Source organism: Candidatus Tokpelaia sp. (assembly GCF_008636115.1).
Lineage (GTDB): Bacteria > Pseudomonadota > Alphaproteobacteria > Rhizobiales > Rhizobiaceae > QLZD01.
The window spans coordinates 61,314-75,714 of sequence record NZ_QLZD01000004.1 but is presented as its reverse complement, the minus strand read 5'-3'; the positions used below and the strand labels follow the sequence as shown (position 1 = coordinate 75,714).

The 14,401-nt window shown below is 51.4% G+C and carries 10 protein-coding genes; 8 read left to right on the top strand and 2 right to left on the bottom strand.

Features of this window, described 5'->3' with window-relative positions; all coding sequences use genetic code 11:
* The first annotated feature begins 264 nt into the window (after positions 1-264).
* The 6 genes from coaE (at position 265) to DPQ22_RS00370 (ending at position 9,843) form a co-directional block, all read left to right on the top strand.
* Complete coding sequence (gene coaE / locus DPQ22_RS00395) at positions 265-939, top strand: dephospho-CoA kinase (protein WP_150212608.1); 675 nt, start codon at positions 265-267, stop codon at positions 937-939.
* Between the two features lie 42 nt (positions 940-981).
* Positions 982-1,695 (top strand): DNA polymerase III subunit epsilon, encoded by a 714-nt coding sequence (gene dnaQ, locus DPQ22_RS00390; RefSeq protein ID WP_150212607.1) that lies wholly within the window; start codon positions 982-984, stop codon positions 1,693-1,695.
* A gap of 276 nt (positions 1,696-1,971) precedes the next feature.
* A complete protein-coding gene (polA, locus tag DPQ22_RS00385; RefSeq protein ID WP_150212606.1) occupies positions 1,972-5,061 on the top strand; it encodes a DNA polymerase I in 3,090 nt (1,029 codons plus the stop codon).
* Between the two features lie 58 nt (positions 5,062-5,119).
* A complete protein-coding gene (locus DPQ22_RS09065; RefSeq protein WP_190323071.1) occupies positions 5,120-6,511 on the top strand; it encodes a DNA methyltransferase in 1,392 nt (463 codons plus the stop codon).
* A gap of 11 nt (positions 6,512-6,522) precedes the next feature.
* Positions 6,523-6,990 (top strand): hypothetical protein, encoded by a 468-nt coding sequence (locus tag DPQ22_RS09060; protein WP_338140463.1) that lies wholly within the window; start codon positions 6,523-6,525, stop codon positions 6,988-6,990.
* A gap of 9 nt (positions 6,991-6,999) precedes the next feature.
* Positions 7,000-9,843, top strand: coding sequence for a type III restriction-modification system endonuclease (locus DPQ22_RS00370; RefSeq protein ID WP_150212603.1), 2,844 nt, complete (start codon positions 7,000-7,002; stop codon positions 9,841-9,843).
* A 197-nt stretch (positions 9,844-10,040) separates the two neighbouring features.
* Here the strand turns inward: DPQ22_RS00370 and DPQ22_RS00365 are convergent, their stop codons facing one another.
* Positions 10,041-10,604, bottom strand: a complete 564-nt coding sequence (locus tag DPQ22_RS00365) for an HdeD family acid-resistance protein (RefSeq protein WP_150212602.1) — start codon at positions 10,602-10,604, stop codon at positions 10,041-10,043.
* Positions 10,605-11,139: 535 nt separating this feature from the next.
* Here DPQ22_RS00365 and DPQ22_RS00360 point away from each other — a divergent pair.
* Both DPQ22_RS00360 and DPQ22_RS00355 read left to right on the top strand, forming a co-directional pair.
* Positions 11,140-12,621, top strand: coding sequence for a phospholipase D-like domain-containing protein (locus DPQ22_RS00360; RefSeq protein WP_150212601.1), 1,482 nt, complete (start codon positions 11,140-11,142; stop codon positions 12,619-12,621).
* A 48-nt stretch (positions 12,622-12,669) separates the two neighbouring features.
* Positions 12,670-13,245: a hypothetical protein gene (locus DPQ22_RS00355; RefSeq protein WP_150212600.1), complete on the top strand. Its 576-nt coding sequence runs from the start codon at positions 12,670-12,672 to the stop codon at positions 13,243-13,245.
* 72 nt (positions 13,246-13,317) lie between these two features.
* Here the strand turns inward: DPQ22_RS00355 and DPQ22_RS00350 are convergent, their stop codons facing one another.
* Positions 13,318-14,262 (bottom strand): endonuclease/exonuclease/phosphatase family protein, encoded by a 945-nt coding sequence (locus DPQ22_RS00350; RefSeq protein ID WP_150212599.1) that lies wholly within the window; start codon positions 14,260-14,262, stop codon positions 13,318-13,320.
* Positions 14,263-14,401 lie beyond the last annotated feature (139 nt).

Sequence of the window (14,401 nt, the reverse complement as noted above, 5' to 3'; positions counted from 1 at the left end):
TCTATAAGCTGCCCGCCCAAAACGGGCAGGTTTGGGCATGAGGGCAGCGGGGAGAAAAGCGATAGAGCCTGATGAGCAGAGCGGCGGCGCTATTGGCCTGATGGAGAATAAGGGCGGATAATGATAATTTTGGGGCTGACAGGGTCTATAAGCTGCCCGCCCAAAACGGGCAGGTTTGGGCATGAGGGCAGCGGGGAGAAAAGCGATAGAGCCTGATGAGCAGAGCGGCGGCGCTATTGGCCTGATGGAGAACAAGGGCGGATAATGATAATTTTGGGGCTGACAGGGTCTATCGGCATGGGCAAAAGCACAGTGGCCGGTTTTTTTGCTAAAGAGGGTGTGCCTGTTTACAGCGCTGACAAAGCGGCTCATGCTCTTTATAAAAAAAAGGAAATTGCGGCAGAAATTGCCAAAATTTTCCCACAGGCAGTGGCAGACGGCGCGGTTGACCGGCAAAAACTGGCGCAGAGCCTGTTTGCCGGCAAAAAGCCGGCAGAGCAAAAACAGGCCGTAGCGCGGCTGGAGGCAATTATTCACCCTTATATTCGGGCAGAAGAGGAGAAATTTGTGCAAAAAGCGCGCGAACAGAGGCATTGGCTGGCGGTTCTGGACATTCCGCTTTTATTGGAAACGATGGCTGAAGACAAAACCGCACTTTGTGAGCGCGGCAAAACCGGTTTGGCCAAAGACAAACGGGTAGATTATATTGCTGTTGTTTCTGCCCCTTATGAAGTGCAAAAAGCGCGTGTGCTGGCGCGCCCCAATATGAATGCGGAAAAATTTGCCGCGATGCTGGCGCAGCAAATGAGCGATGCGGAAAAGCGCGGCAAAGCTGATTTTATTATTGATACGGCGCAGGATTTGGCGCAAACACGCCGCGCTGTGCAGGCGCTTATGCGGCATTTGGTGCTTTTGCCCCGGCCATCGCTAAAAGCGTAAAGCACAGGGCAGCGACAATACTTTACAGGAACAGGCATTATTATGCGCGAAATTATTTTTGATACGGAAACAACCGGGCTGGACAGCAGCAAAGATCGCATTATTGAAATCGGCGCGCTGGAATATGATGATAATCGTTTCCCCACCGGCCGCAAATTCCACCATTATATTAACCCGGACGGTATGAAAGTGCCGATGGAAGCACAGAAAATCCACGGCATTACAGACGCTATGCTGGCTGATAAGCCGTGTTTTGCCGATATTGCTGACGAATTTCTGCATTTTACCGATGGCGCTTTGCTGATTGCCCATAATGCCATGTTTGATCTGGGTTTTATCAATGCTGAGCTGGTGCGCTGCGGCAAAAGGCCGATAGAGGTTGACCGTATTATTGATACTTTGCCAATAGCGCGGCGCAAGCACCCGGGGGCGCAAAATAACCTGGACGCTTTATGCAGGCGTTACGGCATTGACAATAGCAAGCGTGTTTTGCACGGCGCGCTGCTTGATGCGGAAATACTGGCCGATGTTTATGTGGAATTGATTGGCGGCCGTCAGGGTGCTTTGGGTCTGGGCCGGCAAAGCGCCGATAGTGAAGATAATGCCGCTCTTTATCGCTTGAAGCCGCGGCCGCAGGCTTTGCCGCCGCGTCTCTCGGCCGAAGAAGAGGCCGAGCATGAGCAGTTTTTGCAAAAAATGGCGGAAGGCGGCACCCGCGCTTTATGGTATGGCGGCGCCGGCGGCAAACAGGGCTGATTGGCTGCCGGGGCAGAAGAGGGGGATAGCATAAAAGCAGAATATGGTATAAACGGCTTAATTTCCGGGGCAGTCTGGCAATCAGGCAAAATATTTCGGGGGCAGGGACTCGCCTTTTGCGCTTCTTTTGTTTGTGCCGCGGGCTGTGGCTTTGCTTTGCCGGTTTGGGTAGTTTATTGTCGGCGGATTGCAGGGCGATTACAATATAATATTGCCTTGATTGCAGTTTTTCTGCCGGGCATTTTCTGTTTTGCAATCAAAGGCAGGTGAAATTTTATGAAACAGGGTGATCATGTTTTCCTTGTTGACGGCTCGGGCTATATTTTCCGCAGCTATCACGCGCTGCCGCCCTTGACCCGCAAAAGTGACGGCCTGCCTTGCGGGGCGGTGGCCGGTTTTTGCAATATGCTGTGGAAGCTCTTGCGCGAGGCCCGTGATGACAGCCATAAAAGCCTGGCCGTGCCCACGCATTTTGCCGTGGTGTTTGACCATTCGGCCCAGACTTTCCGCAAGGAGATTTACCCTGCTTATAAAGCCAACCGCCCGCCGCCGCCGGCAGATTTAATCCCCCAATTCGGCCTTATCCGCACAGCGACCCGCGCTTTTAACCTGCCTTGCATTGAAAAGGAAGGCTATGAGGCCGATGATATTCTGGCGACTTTGGCGCGCCGGGCAGAGGCGGCCGGGGCTGAAGTTACCATTATCTCTTCCGACAAGGATTTGATGCAACTGGTCGGCTCGCATATCGGCCTTTATGATCCGATGAAAAATAAAGCCATAGGCCGGGCGGAAGTAATCGATAAATGGGGGGTGCCGCCTGAGAAAATGGTGGATTTTCAGGCTTTGGTCGGCGATTCTACCGATAATGTGCCGGGTGTGCCCGGCATTGGCCCCAAAACTGCGGCTGAATTATTGCAGCAATCCGGCTCATTGGCAGCGGTTTTGGCCGGCGCCGGGGAGATAGCGCAAAAAAAACGGCGCGAAACTCTGACTGAAAATGCCGATAAAGCGCTTTTGTCGCGCAAGCTGGTGGAGCTGTGCGCCGCCGTGCCGCTGGAGCAGGATTTAGACAATCTGGCGCTGGTGCCGCCGGACAGGCCGGCCTGTGGGGCGCGGCTTATCGGCTTTTTAAAGGCGATGGAATTTAACAGCCTGACCCGCCGGGTGGCGGCCGAGCTGGATATGGACGCTGCCGCTATTGACCCGGCTTTTATCGAGGTGGAATGGCCGGGGCGCGCAGCGGCTGCGGTGGAAAAACCGCCCGCCGGCGCTTTTGGAGCTGCGGCGGGTGAGAAAGCAGAAGCCGGGGCCGGCAAGGTTGCCGCCGCTTTGCCGCCGGCGGTCAAAATTGACCGCAGCGCCTATAAAACCCTGTCGCGGGCAGAAGATTTGCAGCAATGGCTGGCGCAAGCGCGTGATCAGGGGCTGCTGGCTTTTGATACGGAAACCAGCTCGCTTGACCCGCTTACAGCGGAGCTTATCGGGTTTTCTCTGGCTTTGGCGCCGGGTAAGGCGGCCTATGTGCCGCTGGGGCATTATGCGCCCGGCGGGGGAGAGGCTGATTTATTGGGCGACAGAGCGCTGCTGCCGGGGCAAATGCCAAAAGCGCAGGCGCTGGCTCTGCTCAAACCGGTGCTGGAAGATGAATCCGTGCTGAAAATCGGCCAGAATATCAAATATGATATGCAGATTATGGCCGGTCTGGGCATTGGCCTGCGCAGTTTTGACGATACTATGCTGCTTTCTTATGTGTTGCAGGCCGGGGCGGTAAACAGCCACGGGCTGGACGCGCTGGCTGAGCAGTGGCTTAACCACCGGAATCTGACTTATGCTGAGCTGATGGCCGAGGTGAGGGGCGGCGCGCGTGCAGGCTTTGGGCGCAGTGCCCCGTCTTTTGCTGAAGTAGGTTTGGCACGCGCAACGGAATATGCGGCTGAAGATGCCGATGTAACCTTGCGCTTATGGCAGGCGCTCAAGCCGTTTTTGTTAACGCCTGATGCTGTCTTTGCCGGTGGCCGCCCGGGCTTTGCTGCGCCGCAAAGCCGGCGCGGCTTAAGCCGTGTTTATGAGCGGTTAGAGCGGCCGCTGGTGCCGGTGCTGGCGGCTATGGAGCGGCGCGGTGTTCTGGTTGACAATGCTATATTGGCGCAGCTTTCGGCTGAGTTTGCAGCGCAGGCGGAGGTAATGGCGCAAGAAATTTATGCTCTGGCGGGAGAGGAATTCAATATTGGCTCACCCAAACAGTTGGGAGAAATTTTATTTGGCAAATTTGCTTTGCCCGAGGGGCGGAAAACCAAAACCGGGCAATGGTCTACCTCCGCCCAGGTTTTGGAAGATTTAGCGGCGCAAGGGCAGGCGGCGGCTGCCGCCGGCGGTGCGCTGGGGCAGGGCTATGCGCTGGCGGGCAAAATTGTCGCCTGGCGGCAGGTAAAAAAGCTGCAATCCACTTATACCGATGCTTTGCCCAATTTTCAGGACGCGCAAGGGCGGGTGCATACGAACTATGCGCTGGCCGCCACCACCACCGGGCGGCTTTCTTCCAGCGAGCCAAATTTGCAGAATATTCCGGTGCGCAGCCGGGAAGGGCGGCAGATTCGCACCGCCTTTATTGCTCCGCCGGGCAAATTACTGCTTTCCGCTGATTACAGCCAGATAGAATTGCGGCTTTTGGCGCATGTGGCCGATATTGGCGCGTTAAAGGCGGCTTTTGCCGATGGGGCGGATATTCACGCTATGACGGCGGCCGAGATGTTTAATGTGCCGCTCTCTGAGATGACGGCCGAGATAAGACGGCGTGCCAAGGCGATAAATTTCGGCATTATTTATGGCATTTCCGCCTTTGGCCTGGCTAATCAGTTAGGCATAGGCCGGAAAGAGGCTGATGATTATATTAAAACCTATTTTGCCCGTTTTCCCGGCATTCGCGACTATATGGAAGAAACCAAGGCTTTTGCCCGCGCCCATGGCTATGTTGAAACCATTTTTGGCCGGCGCGTGCATTACCCGCAAATTACCGCCAGCAACCCGGCGCTGCGCGCTTTTAATGAGCGGGCGGCGATTAACGCGCCGCTACAGGGCGCGGCAGCCGATATTATCCGCCGCGCCATGATTCGCATGGAAGACGGCCTGGCCCAGGCCGGGCTGGCACATGACGGCGGTGCCGGTGATGCCGGCGCAGGAGATAAAGCGCAAATGCTGCTGCAAGTGCATGATGAGTTGATTTTTGAGGTCGAGGAAGATGCGGTAGAGCAAACCATTGCAGTGGTGCGGGAAATTATGGAAAATGCCGCTTTCCCGGCGGTTAATCTTTCTGTGCCGCTAAAAGTTGATGCCCGCGCCGCCAAAAACTGGAATGATGCGCATTAACCGGCCGGAAAGGATTCGCCCCTTAAAGACGGCGGATAACACAAGCGGAGCAGGGCAAATGGAAGCGGATAATAAGCCGGCGGATAGGCTGGCGGGTGAAGAGACAGCCAGGAGCAAACCGGTAGGGGTGCTGGAGCGGCGGCGGTTTAATGCCGATTTCAAGCTGGACTGGCATGACGAGCAAGAAGCGCATGACGGTTATCAGCTCAAATGGGTAGGCAAATCTTATGCCCGGCTGGAAACGGGAACCGCGCCGGATACGGTGCTTATCCCTAACGCTCAGCATAATAGCGCGCCGGAAAATAGCGCGGCCGAAAATCTGTTTTTCACCGGCGATAATTTGCAAATGTTGAAGCATTTGCGCAGCGCTTATAAAGGCGCGGTGAAAATGATTTATATCGACCCGCCCTATAATACCGGCTCAGACGGTTTTGTTTATAAAGATAGATTTGAGTTTTCTGATGAGCAGTTAAAAACCATGTTAGGCCTGAGCGATGAAGAGGTAAAGCGCCTGCATATTATCAATGGCCGCAGCTCCCATTCTGCCTGGCTGAGTTTCATGTATCCGCGTCTGAAAATCGCCAAAGAGCTGCTGCGTGATGACGGCGCAATATTTATCAGTATTGACGATAATGAACAGGCAAACCTGAAACTGCTCTGCGATGAAATTTTCGGCGAGGGGAATTATATTGGTGATGTGATACGCAAAACAAAATCGGCAACAAATGATGCGGGGACGGGGCTTAACTATCAGCATGAATTTGTTTTAATTCACGCAATAAACTGCGCGCAGATTTCTATTGTTGGTGATAAAAAAGATGTATCACACTATAAAAATCCTGATAATGACCCTGCGGGCGCTTGGGTCAGCGACAACCCAAGCGCCCGCAGCGGTAGTGAAAATTCCAGATTTGAAATTACTAATCCTTATACGGGGGCGGTTGATTTGCCGCCGCAGGGGAGGTATTGGGCTTTTGCACAAGCGACTTTTGAAAATTGGGTTAAATCGGGAAAAGTTAAATTTCGTGAGAAAATCCTGGAGGGACAACGCGGTTTTATTGTCAAGAAATATTTGGCTGAATTGAAAAGTAATTATAAGCTACTGGATTCCTTGTTTGGTGTCGATAATCGCTATATGAATCAGGTGGCAACGAAAGAGTTGAATGCTTTGCTGACCGACGGCTCTTTTATTTACCCCAAGCCTGTTGCCTTTATAAAAAATCTTATAGCTTCTATTACCCCCCCCCCCCAGAAAATGGGCAGGCGTCTGTTATTCTTGATTTTTTTGCCGGCAGTGGCACGACCGCGCAGGCAGTTATGGAGCTTAATGCGGAAGACGGCGGCAACCGCCGCTATATTTTATGCCAGCTTGATGAGCCGGTTAAAGCCGGCAGCGAAGCAGAACGCGCCGGCTATCAGACGATTGATCAAATTGCGGTTGAGCGCATAAAACGCGCTGCCATGAAGCTGGGCGATAAAAGCGGTTTTAAGCATTATTATATCAAGCCGCCAGAAGCGCAAACCATTGAAAAAATTACCGAATTTGACCCCGATAAGCCGGCTCTTATTGCCGATGATATGGTAGCGGAATTTGCTGCCCCGTCTGGCTTTGGCGGCGCTAAAGGCGAAGAGGTGCTGCTTGCCACCTGGGCAGTGGCAGACGGCTACAGGCTGACCGAGAGCATAGAAAGACTGGATATTGCCGGTTACCAAGCGCATTACGCTGGCGGCAGCCGCCTTTACCTCATTGCGCCGGGCTGGGGGGCAGAGCAGACAAAAGCGCTGTTAAACCGTATCGGCACTTATAGTCTGAATGTTAATGCGCTTATTCTCTATGGCTATTCCTTCACTTTTGAAAGCCTGCGTGAGCTGGAAAATAATGTGCGGCAAAGCCTCGATAAGACCGTGCAAATTATCAAGCGCTACTGAGGCTATGCCATGCAGATTTATCTGGAAGAATTGCCGCATCAAAGGGAAGCATTGGACGCGCTGCTGCAAGCCATGCCGCAAGCCGGCTGGGGCGGCGATAGTCTTTATGCTAATCCGGAGTTGAAATATGCCGGAGAGGAAAAACATTTTATCGATATAAAAATGGAAACGGGAACAGGCAAGACCTATGTCTACACGCGTGCTATGCTGGAATTGCAGCAAAAGCTTGGCCTGTTTAAATTTATTATTGTCGTGCCCAGCCTGGCCATTAAAGAGGGAACAAAAAACTTTATTGAATCGGCCTATGCAAGGCAGCATTTTGCCCAATTCTTCCCCAATACAAAAATTGCCTTGCACACTATCAATAAAGGGAGTTTTGACGGCAAAAAAGGCCGCAAACATATCCCCGAAGCGTTGCGCCAGTTTCATGACGCTACCATAAATGACCGCAATACAATCCAATGCCTGCTGCTAAGCGATAAAGGCTTTCTCGACAGGGAAGACAGCGCTTTGTTTAAAAGCGATTATGAGCAGAATTTTTTCGGCGGTTCCAACTGCCCGGCCGAAGCTCTGGCTGATACGCGCCCGGTGGTGATGATTGATGAACCGCACCGGCTAAAGCGGGACGGCAAGAGCTACCGCAATGTTATGGCGCATATAAAGCCGCAAATGATTGTGCGTTTTGGCGCTACCTTCCCCGCAATAAAAGGCGAAACGGATTATTATCAAAGCCAGCCGCAATTTGATTTAGGCGCGGTGGCAGCTTTTAATCAGGATTTAGTCAAGGGGGTTAGTGTGCAATTCCCGCTTTTGCCAGAATTGAGCCGCCGGATTTTTAAGGTAAAAAGTGTTACCAATAAAGCCCTGATATTGGCGCATGAGGGCAGGGAATATGAGATAAAAGCGGGGGGAGATCTGAGTGAAGCCGGTGAGGCTTTTGAAGGCGGGGTGCGTTATGAAGGCGGCAAAAAACTTTCCAATGATTTGGAGCTGGTGCCGGGCATGAAGCTGGCGGCCGGAGTTTTTAGCAATTCCTACCAGGAAATTTTGCTGCGCCAGGCTTTGGACGCTCATTTTGCTACGGAAAGAGAGAATTTCCACCGCGAGGGCTATCGCGTCAAGACCAATGCGCTGTTTTTTATCGATTCCATTGCTTCTTACCGCGAGCAGGACGGCTGGCTGAAGCAGATTTTTGAGCGGCTCTTGCGGGAAAAGCTGAAAACTTTGCTGCAAGAGCATTCGGCAGGGGACTATCATGCCTTTTTAAGTGCTACCTTGCGCGATATTGCCGGCGCCCATGGCGGCTATTTTGCCAAAGACTGGGGCGAGGCCGATAGCAGCGCCATAGCCGAAGAAATGCAGGATATTTTGCATAAAGAGCGCACCTTGCCGTTTAAAAAAGCGGGCGGCGGCTGGAATATTCGCCGGTTCTTTTTTTCCAAATGGACACTGCGGGAAGGCTGGGATAATCCCAATGTCTTTACAATCTGCAAATTGCGCAGCTCCGGCAGTGAAATAAGCAAGTTGCAGGAAGTAGGGCGCGGCCTGCGCCTGCCGGTTGATGAAGAGGGTAACCGCTTAAGCGGTGAAGAATGGCGGCTAAATTTTATTATTGGCTGGAATGAACAGGATTTTGCGCAAAAGCTGGTGGGGGAAATTAACCGCGATGCGCCGGTGCCGCTAGATACAGAAAAACTGACCGAGGCAATGATAAAGATTATTTGCGAGCGGCGCAAAATAAACGCTGAGGTTTTACTGGAAAAGCTTGATGCGGACGGCATTATAACGCGCAGCAATGCTTTTAAACCCGGCGGCTATGACAAGCTGCTGCAAACCTACCCGGAACTAACGCAAAGCCGCTTGAAGAGCGGTAAAATTACCGCTCAGGGCGAGCGGCAGGCTATAATTAGCTTGCGCCGCGAAAACTGGCAAAAAATAGCCGCCTTATGGCAGGAGCTGGCGCAGCGCTATATGCTGGAATTCACGCGGCTGGGAGAGGGGGCGATAGATACGCTCTTTGCTAACGCCCTGCACCAGCCTGATGTTTTTGATGATAATCAAACGCTAGAGATAAGAGCGCAAAGCACGCAAAAAGCTGAGGGAGAGATAAGCCTGAGCGAGCAAAAAACAGCGGCCGTTAATAAAACCGGCTGGGGGCAGATGCCCTATGCGAAGTTTGTTGAAACTCTGGCGAAGCAGACGTCTCTCCCCCTGCCGATTATTCATCGGCAATTATGGCGGCGCTTGCAGGAATTGAGAAAAGACGGGCTGGATAAAGCGGCGGTTAATGCCCGGCTTAACCGGAAGTCTTGTGATGCTGTTATTGCCGCCTGGCGCGCCGCCTTTGCCCGGGAATTTGCCCAGCTTTACCAGTATAAACGCCTGGATTTCAGCGGCAAGACTTCCGTTTATGAAAAAAGCGGCGCTTTTGTCAGCGCTTTGCCGCAAAATGTGGTCGGAACACAAATTGCTTATGATATTAGCAATGATGCGCGTAACTTATATGAAGAGCCGGCCTTTGTTTATGATAGCGAAACCGAGCATGAAGTAGAAAAAATCAAAGTGCCGGAACAGATAAGCGTTTTTGGCAAAATCCCCCGCCGCGCTATAAAAGTGCCGACTTATACCGGCGGCTCTACCACACCGGATTTTATCTATGTGATAGAAAAGGGAGAGGCGGCGCATTTGGTGCTGCTGCTGGAAACTAAAGCCGAATATCGGCGCGATAACGAAAATTATGCCATAGTGGCGCAGCAGCAATTTTTCAAAGAAAGGTTTGAAATGCAATGGGTGCTGGTAACCGATCCCGGTAAGGTAATGACTTTATTGCGTAATTTTGTCAAAACCGGCTGATGATGACAGGTAATGGAAGGGTAAAGCCGCTATTGAGCAGAAACCCGGGATTGAGCCGAAACCCAAAAGAAAAACCGCCGGACAAAGTCCCGGCGGTTCTGGTAATATCAGACACTGGCCGGCAGACGAAGCTCCGGTATCGCCCAGGCAAGGAAACAGGCCAGAACCGTTATACTAACGGCACTACAGGCCTTGTATCAGCGATGAAGCTCTTTCAACCCGCAGGAATAGGCGATCCAGCCAATACCCTGGAAGATAAGATCAATCGCGATAAGAATACCAAAAGTCCAGAACCCGCTGAGCGGCCATTGAATAATGACAATAATGCCCAGCAGCGTTGTGACAATACCGTTGACGATAATCCACGCTGCACCGTTAATATAATGAACGCGAAAGCCGATAATCATACGCAAAACACCGGCAATAATAAAAAAGGCGGCGAGCAGCAAGGTCAAAATCGGCAGGGCAGTGAAGGGATTGATAATGCACAAGGCACCGGCGGCGGTGTAAATAATGCCGGCAGTCAGCCACAGGAAAAACTGCCCCCAGCGAATAACGGTAAAGGCGTGAATAATCTGGATAATGCCGGCAAAGGTAATAAAAAAGCCGATAAACATGGCCGCAACAATGGAAGTCGGCACAACATAAATAGCGGCCAGAATACCCAGCAGAAGCAGGATAATGCCTAGAGCCAGAAACCAGCCCCAATTTCCATAATGGACAGCATGAGCCGCATGTCTTACAGTTTGTTTTCCACGCATTGTCGTTTCCTTTCCATTTTGCCCGGAACGAAGATATTGTTCTTTTTTTAACGCTTAAAGTAAATATAAATTAAAATTTTTTAAAAATTTTCAACAATATTTAGCTTTGTAAAAGTATTTTTAACCATAAATACCGCTTATTTAGCAGGCCTCTGCTGAAAATACTGCAAAAGACACAGCGTTTACTTTAAATTGAGCGGAATAGCCGCCCGATTAAAGCCGGCTTTGCGCGCCGGCGGTTTAAAGTGATTCGCCTTATTTTAGCAATCCTGTTCTATTTTGGGAATAAATTTATATTTTTTAACAATTTTATAAAATCAACCTGTTATTTTGCCGCCTGGTCGGCGCTGTCAGAGCTGTAAGCAGCGGGGATTCCTCCGCTCGCTTGCAGAAATACTGATAAATCTTTATCAGGATTGTCGCATGATAAAACGGGCTTTCCGGCACAGGCCGGTAATTGCCGGTTTGAAAACAATAATAAAAGCCGGGCGGTGAGAGGCCCGGCCACGCCAGACTCAGGGAGCAGAGAGCTAAAATGGGATTTTTTGATATAATGCGGGAGTATTGGCCGCATATTCTGATTTGCCTTTCGGTTCTTTTAGGTGTTCCCGCCGCACTTCATGCCGTTATGACCAAAGATGATGTGCGCTCGGCCATAGGCTGGGTTGGTGTGATTATTCTTTCCCCTATTTTGGGCGCGGTGATTTATGATATTTTGGGCGTTAACCGTATTCGCCGCAAAAATATTGATATTCGGCGTGAAAGAGTAAATCTGGCTGAGCATTATCACCCTGATGATTATGATATTGCGGCGACAAAAATAAAAGAGAAATTCGGTAATGGCTGGGCTTCCATGCGCCGTTTGGGCGATAAAATCAGCCCCTGCCGGCAGGCCGGCGGCAATGCTGTTACTATATTGCGCGGCGGTGATGAGGCCTATGCTGCCATGTTGCAGGCACTTGCCGCTGCCAGGCACAGTATTTTGCTGGAATCCTATATTTTTGACAATGACCGCATGGGCGAAAAATTTGTGCAGGCACTGGCAGCGGCGCGCGCGCGCGGCGTGGCTGTGCGCGTGTTGATTGATGCTGTCGGAGCGCGCTATTCTGTCCCCAGTATTGTGCACAGGCTGAAAAAAGAGGGCATTATTGTTGATGTATTTAACGGCAATATTATTATGGGGCTGCGCCTGCCTTATGCCAATTTGCGCAGCCACCGCAAAATTTTGATTATTGACGGCGCGCATGCTTTCACCGGCGGTATGAATATTCGCGAAGGTTTTTGTGCCTCGCTTTATGGTGCAAAAGCATTTTGGGATACGCATTTTCATGTGCAGGGCCCTGCGGTTTATGACCTGTTTCATGCGGCAGCGGAAGACTGGGCTTTTGCCGCCAAAGAAAAACTGGATTATACAAAGGATAATGGCGCCTGGGGGCTGACGGCGCCGCGCTTAAAGCCGGCGGAAGGGCTGGTGGTGCGTATTGTGCCTTCCGGCCCGACTGACAGGCTGATGGAAAACAATCAGCAAATGCTTATTGGCGCTTTTTCAGTTGCGCAAAAGCATATTTTAATCAAAACACCCTATCTTTTGCCGGATCGCGAATTGATAAGCGCCTGTGTCACGGCGGCGCGGCGCGGCGTGCGGGTGGATATTATTATCCCTGAGCATAATAATCTGCAACTGGTAGACAGAGCCATGCGGGCGCAGTTTTATCCGCTTTTGCGCGGCGGCTGTCATATATGGCGGGCGACCGGGGCTTTTGACCATTCCAAATTAGTGGCGGTTGACGATATTTGGGCTTATGCCGGTTCTTCCAACCTGGACGCGCGCTCTTTGCGCCTGAATTTTGAGATAGATATGGAAATAATGGATAAAAAATTTACCGCCAATATTGCCGGGCTTATCCGGGCGGAGCTGGCCAATGCGCGTGAAGTGACCATGGCTGAAATAAAAAAAGCGCCTTTTCCCGTGCGCCTTTATAATCGCATTATCTGGCTGGCTTCCCCTTATTTATAGGTCTGTCAGAGGCTTGCAAGTTATAATAGTGCCATAAGGAGTTAATAAATGACAGGGGCTGGATTATTCGCTTTAGTAATAGGATTAGCCATTGGTATACCGCTTATAGGCCTTTATATTTATGGCGTAGTTCTGGCGATCAAACTTATGTGTAAGGGAGAATGGCAGTGGTTCTGCCTGCCTTTTATTGCTATCCCTATATCCTTGGCAGGCAAAGCGGTTGAGAATATGCCTTTTGCCTTTATGGCACCTGATGAAGTGCTCAGTAATGTTATTTGGGCATTATTTTCCTTGATTCTGGTGGCGTTTCTTTCCGGCTTTGCTGTCTATTGGCTCATGTGGCGCTACCGCAAGGAAACGGCATTTGTTCATTTTTATGCCGCTAATTATCTCCTGGCCGGTATTGGGTTGTTAATCGGGGCGGGCCTTATCTTTACCGGTGATTATGCCGGTATTGAAGCATTTTTTTCAGGCGTTGCGGCGATTCTGGCTCTTTACGGCTTTATTACCGGGCTTGCCGGAATTGCGGCAATGCGCAAGCGGGTGAGGCGCTATAAGAAAAACCACCTGAATATGCCCCATAACAGCACGGCTGCCGACACTGTTGACGCTATGGCAGAGTAGCGCCGATTGGCCTGTGCTGCCGGCGGGCCGAGGGGCGTATTATGATTTTAAGGCGCGTTGTGTGCCGGTAAATCACGATAGGAGCGGCGGCTCTGTTGCTGTTTCGGCTTGCTGTGTTTGCTCAGGCAGAGGCTGCAAACAGATAAGCGCCTGAATGGGCAAATGGTCGGAAGCACGCCGCGCCAGCGGCGTATCACAGACAGTCAGCGAGCGGACAAGATTATGCGGCGCGGCAAAGACTCTGTCCAGCGCCAATAAAGGAAAACGCGAGGGAAAACTGGGGGAAGTTGCCGTTTTCTCAACAAAAAAATCTCTCAGGCGATTAAGGGAAGAGTTTTTGCCGATGCGCCACTCATTTAAATCGCCCAGCAGCACTGTCGGCATATTTTGCTTGGCCTTTAAAAAAGTTAAAACAGCCTCTGCCTGCAAAGTTCGGGAACGGCGCAGCAAGCCGAAATGAGCGGCAATAATACGCAGCGGCCCTGCTTTGAAATAAAAATCGACAATCAGCGCGCCGCGCGGCTCTACCCCCGGCAGGGCAATCTGCTCAATAGAACAAATATTGCCTTCGCGAAAAAACAGGGCATTGCCGTGCCAGCCTTGCCCTTGCGGCGCAATAGAATGAATCGGCACCGGGCGCAGCCCTGTCTCTCTTTCCAGCTCAGCCAGATCAAGCAGGCCATGACGCGTGCCAAAACGTTTATCCACTTCTTGCAGCGCCAGAATATCGGCCTTTAACCCGGCAATAACTTCAACAATGCGTTGCGGGTTGAAAATTTTATCTGTGCCGACACATTTATGAATATTATAGGAAGCGAGAATAATTTCACCGCTCAAAGGCTGTGTTTGCTGCGTTTGGGCCGAGGCGGAAATTTCAGCTTCAGCCGCGGCCGCACCGTTTTGCGCGGCTTTATGCGCTGCGCGTCTGTCGCGCAATGTTTTGCCCAGATTACCGCGCAAAGCGCGTAAATCAGCCAAAGGAGCAGGGCCGGTATTGTTATTATCGTGAGCTGCCATGACGCCGAATTCCTGCTCTGAAGCCTGTTATAGCAAGGTTTGTGCCTGCTGCCGCGCCGGCGGCGAGTGAGTATAAAATAAAACTGCCGCAAGATAAACAGAATTTATAAATCTGCGTCAATATATGTGCGCGGCAAAG

Excerpts from the sequence above, each read along its gene's own strand:
- DPQ22_RS00355 (WP_150212600.1), top strand. The coding sequence starts at position 12,670 with ATGACAGGGGCTGGATTATTCGCTTTAGTAATAGGATTAGCCATTGGT.
- DPQ22_RS09060 (WP_338140463.1), top strand. The coding sequence starts at position 6,523 with ATGAAGCTGGGCGATAAAAGCGGTTTTAAGCATTATTATATCAAGCCG.
- dnaQ (WP_150212607.1), top strand. The coding sequence starts at position 982 with ATGCGCGAAATTATTTTTGATACGGAAACAACCGGGCTGGACAGCAGC.
- DPQ22_RS00360 (WP_150212601.1), top strand. The coding sequence starts at position 11,140 with ATGGGATTTTTTGATATAATGCGGGAGTATTGGCCGCATATTCTGATT.
- DPQ22_RS00350 (WP_150212599.1), bottom strand. The coding sequence starts at position 14,262 with ATGGCAGCTCACGATAATAACAATACCGGCCCTGCTCCTTTGGCTGAT.
- DPQ22_RS00370 (WP_150212603.1), top strand. The coding sequence starts at position 7,000 with ATGCAGATTTATCTGGAAGAATTGCCGCATCAAAGGGAAGCATTGGAC.
- DPQ22_RS00365 (WP_150212602.1), bottom strand. The coding sequence starts at position 10,604 with ATGCGTGGAAAACAAACTGTAAGACATGCGGCTCATGCTGTCCATTAT.
- polA (WP_150212606.1), top strand. The coding sequence starts at position 1,972 with ATGAAACAGGGTGATCATGTTTTCCTTGTTGACGGCTCGGGCTATATT.
- DPQ22_RS09065 (WP_190323071.1), top strand. The coding sequence starts at position 5,120 with ATGGAAGCGGATAATAAGCCGGCGGATAGGCTGGCGGGTGAAGAGACA.
- coaE (WP_150212608.1), top strand. The coding sequence starts at position 265 with ATGATAATTTTGGGGCTGACAGGGTCTATCGGCATGGGCAAAAGCACA.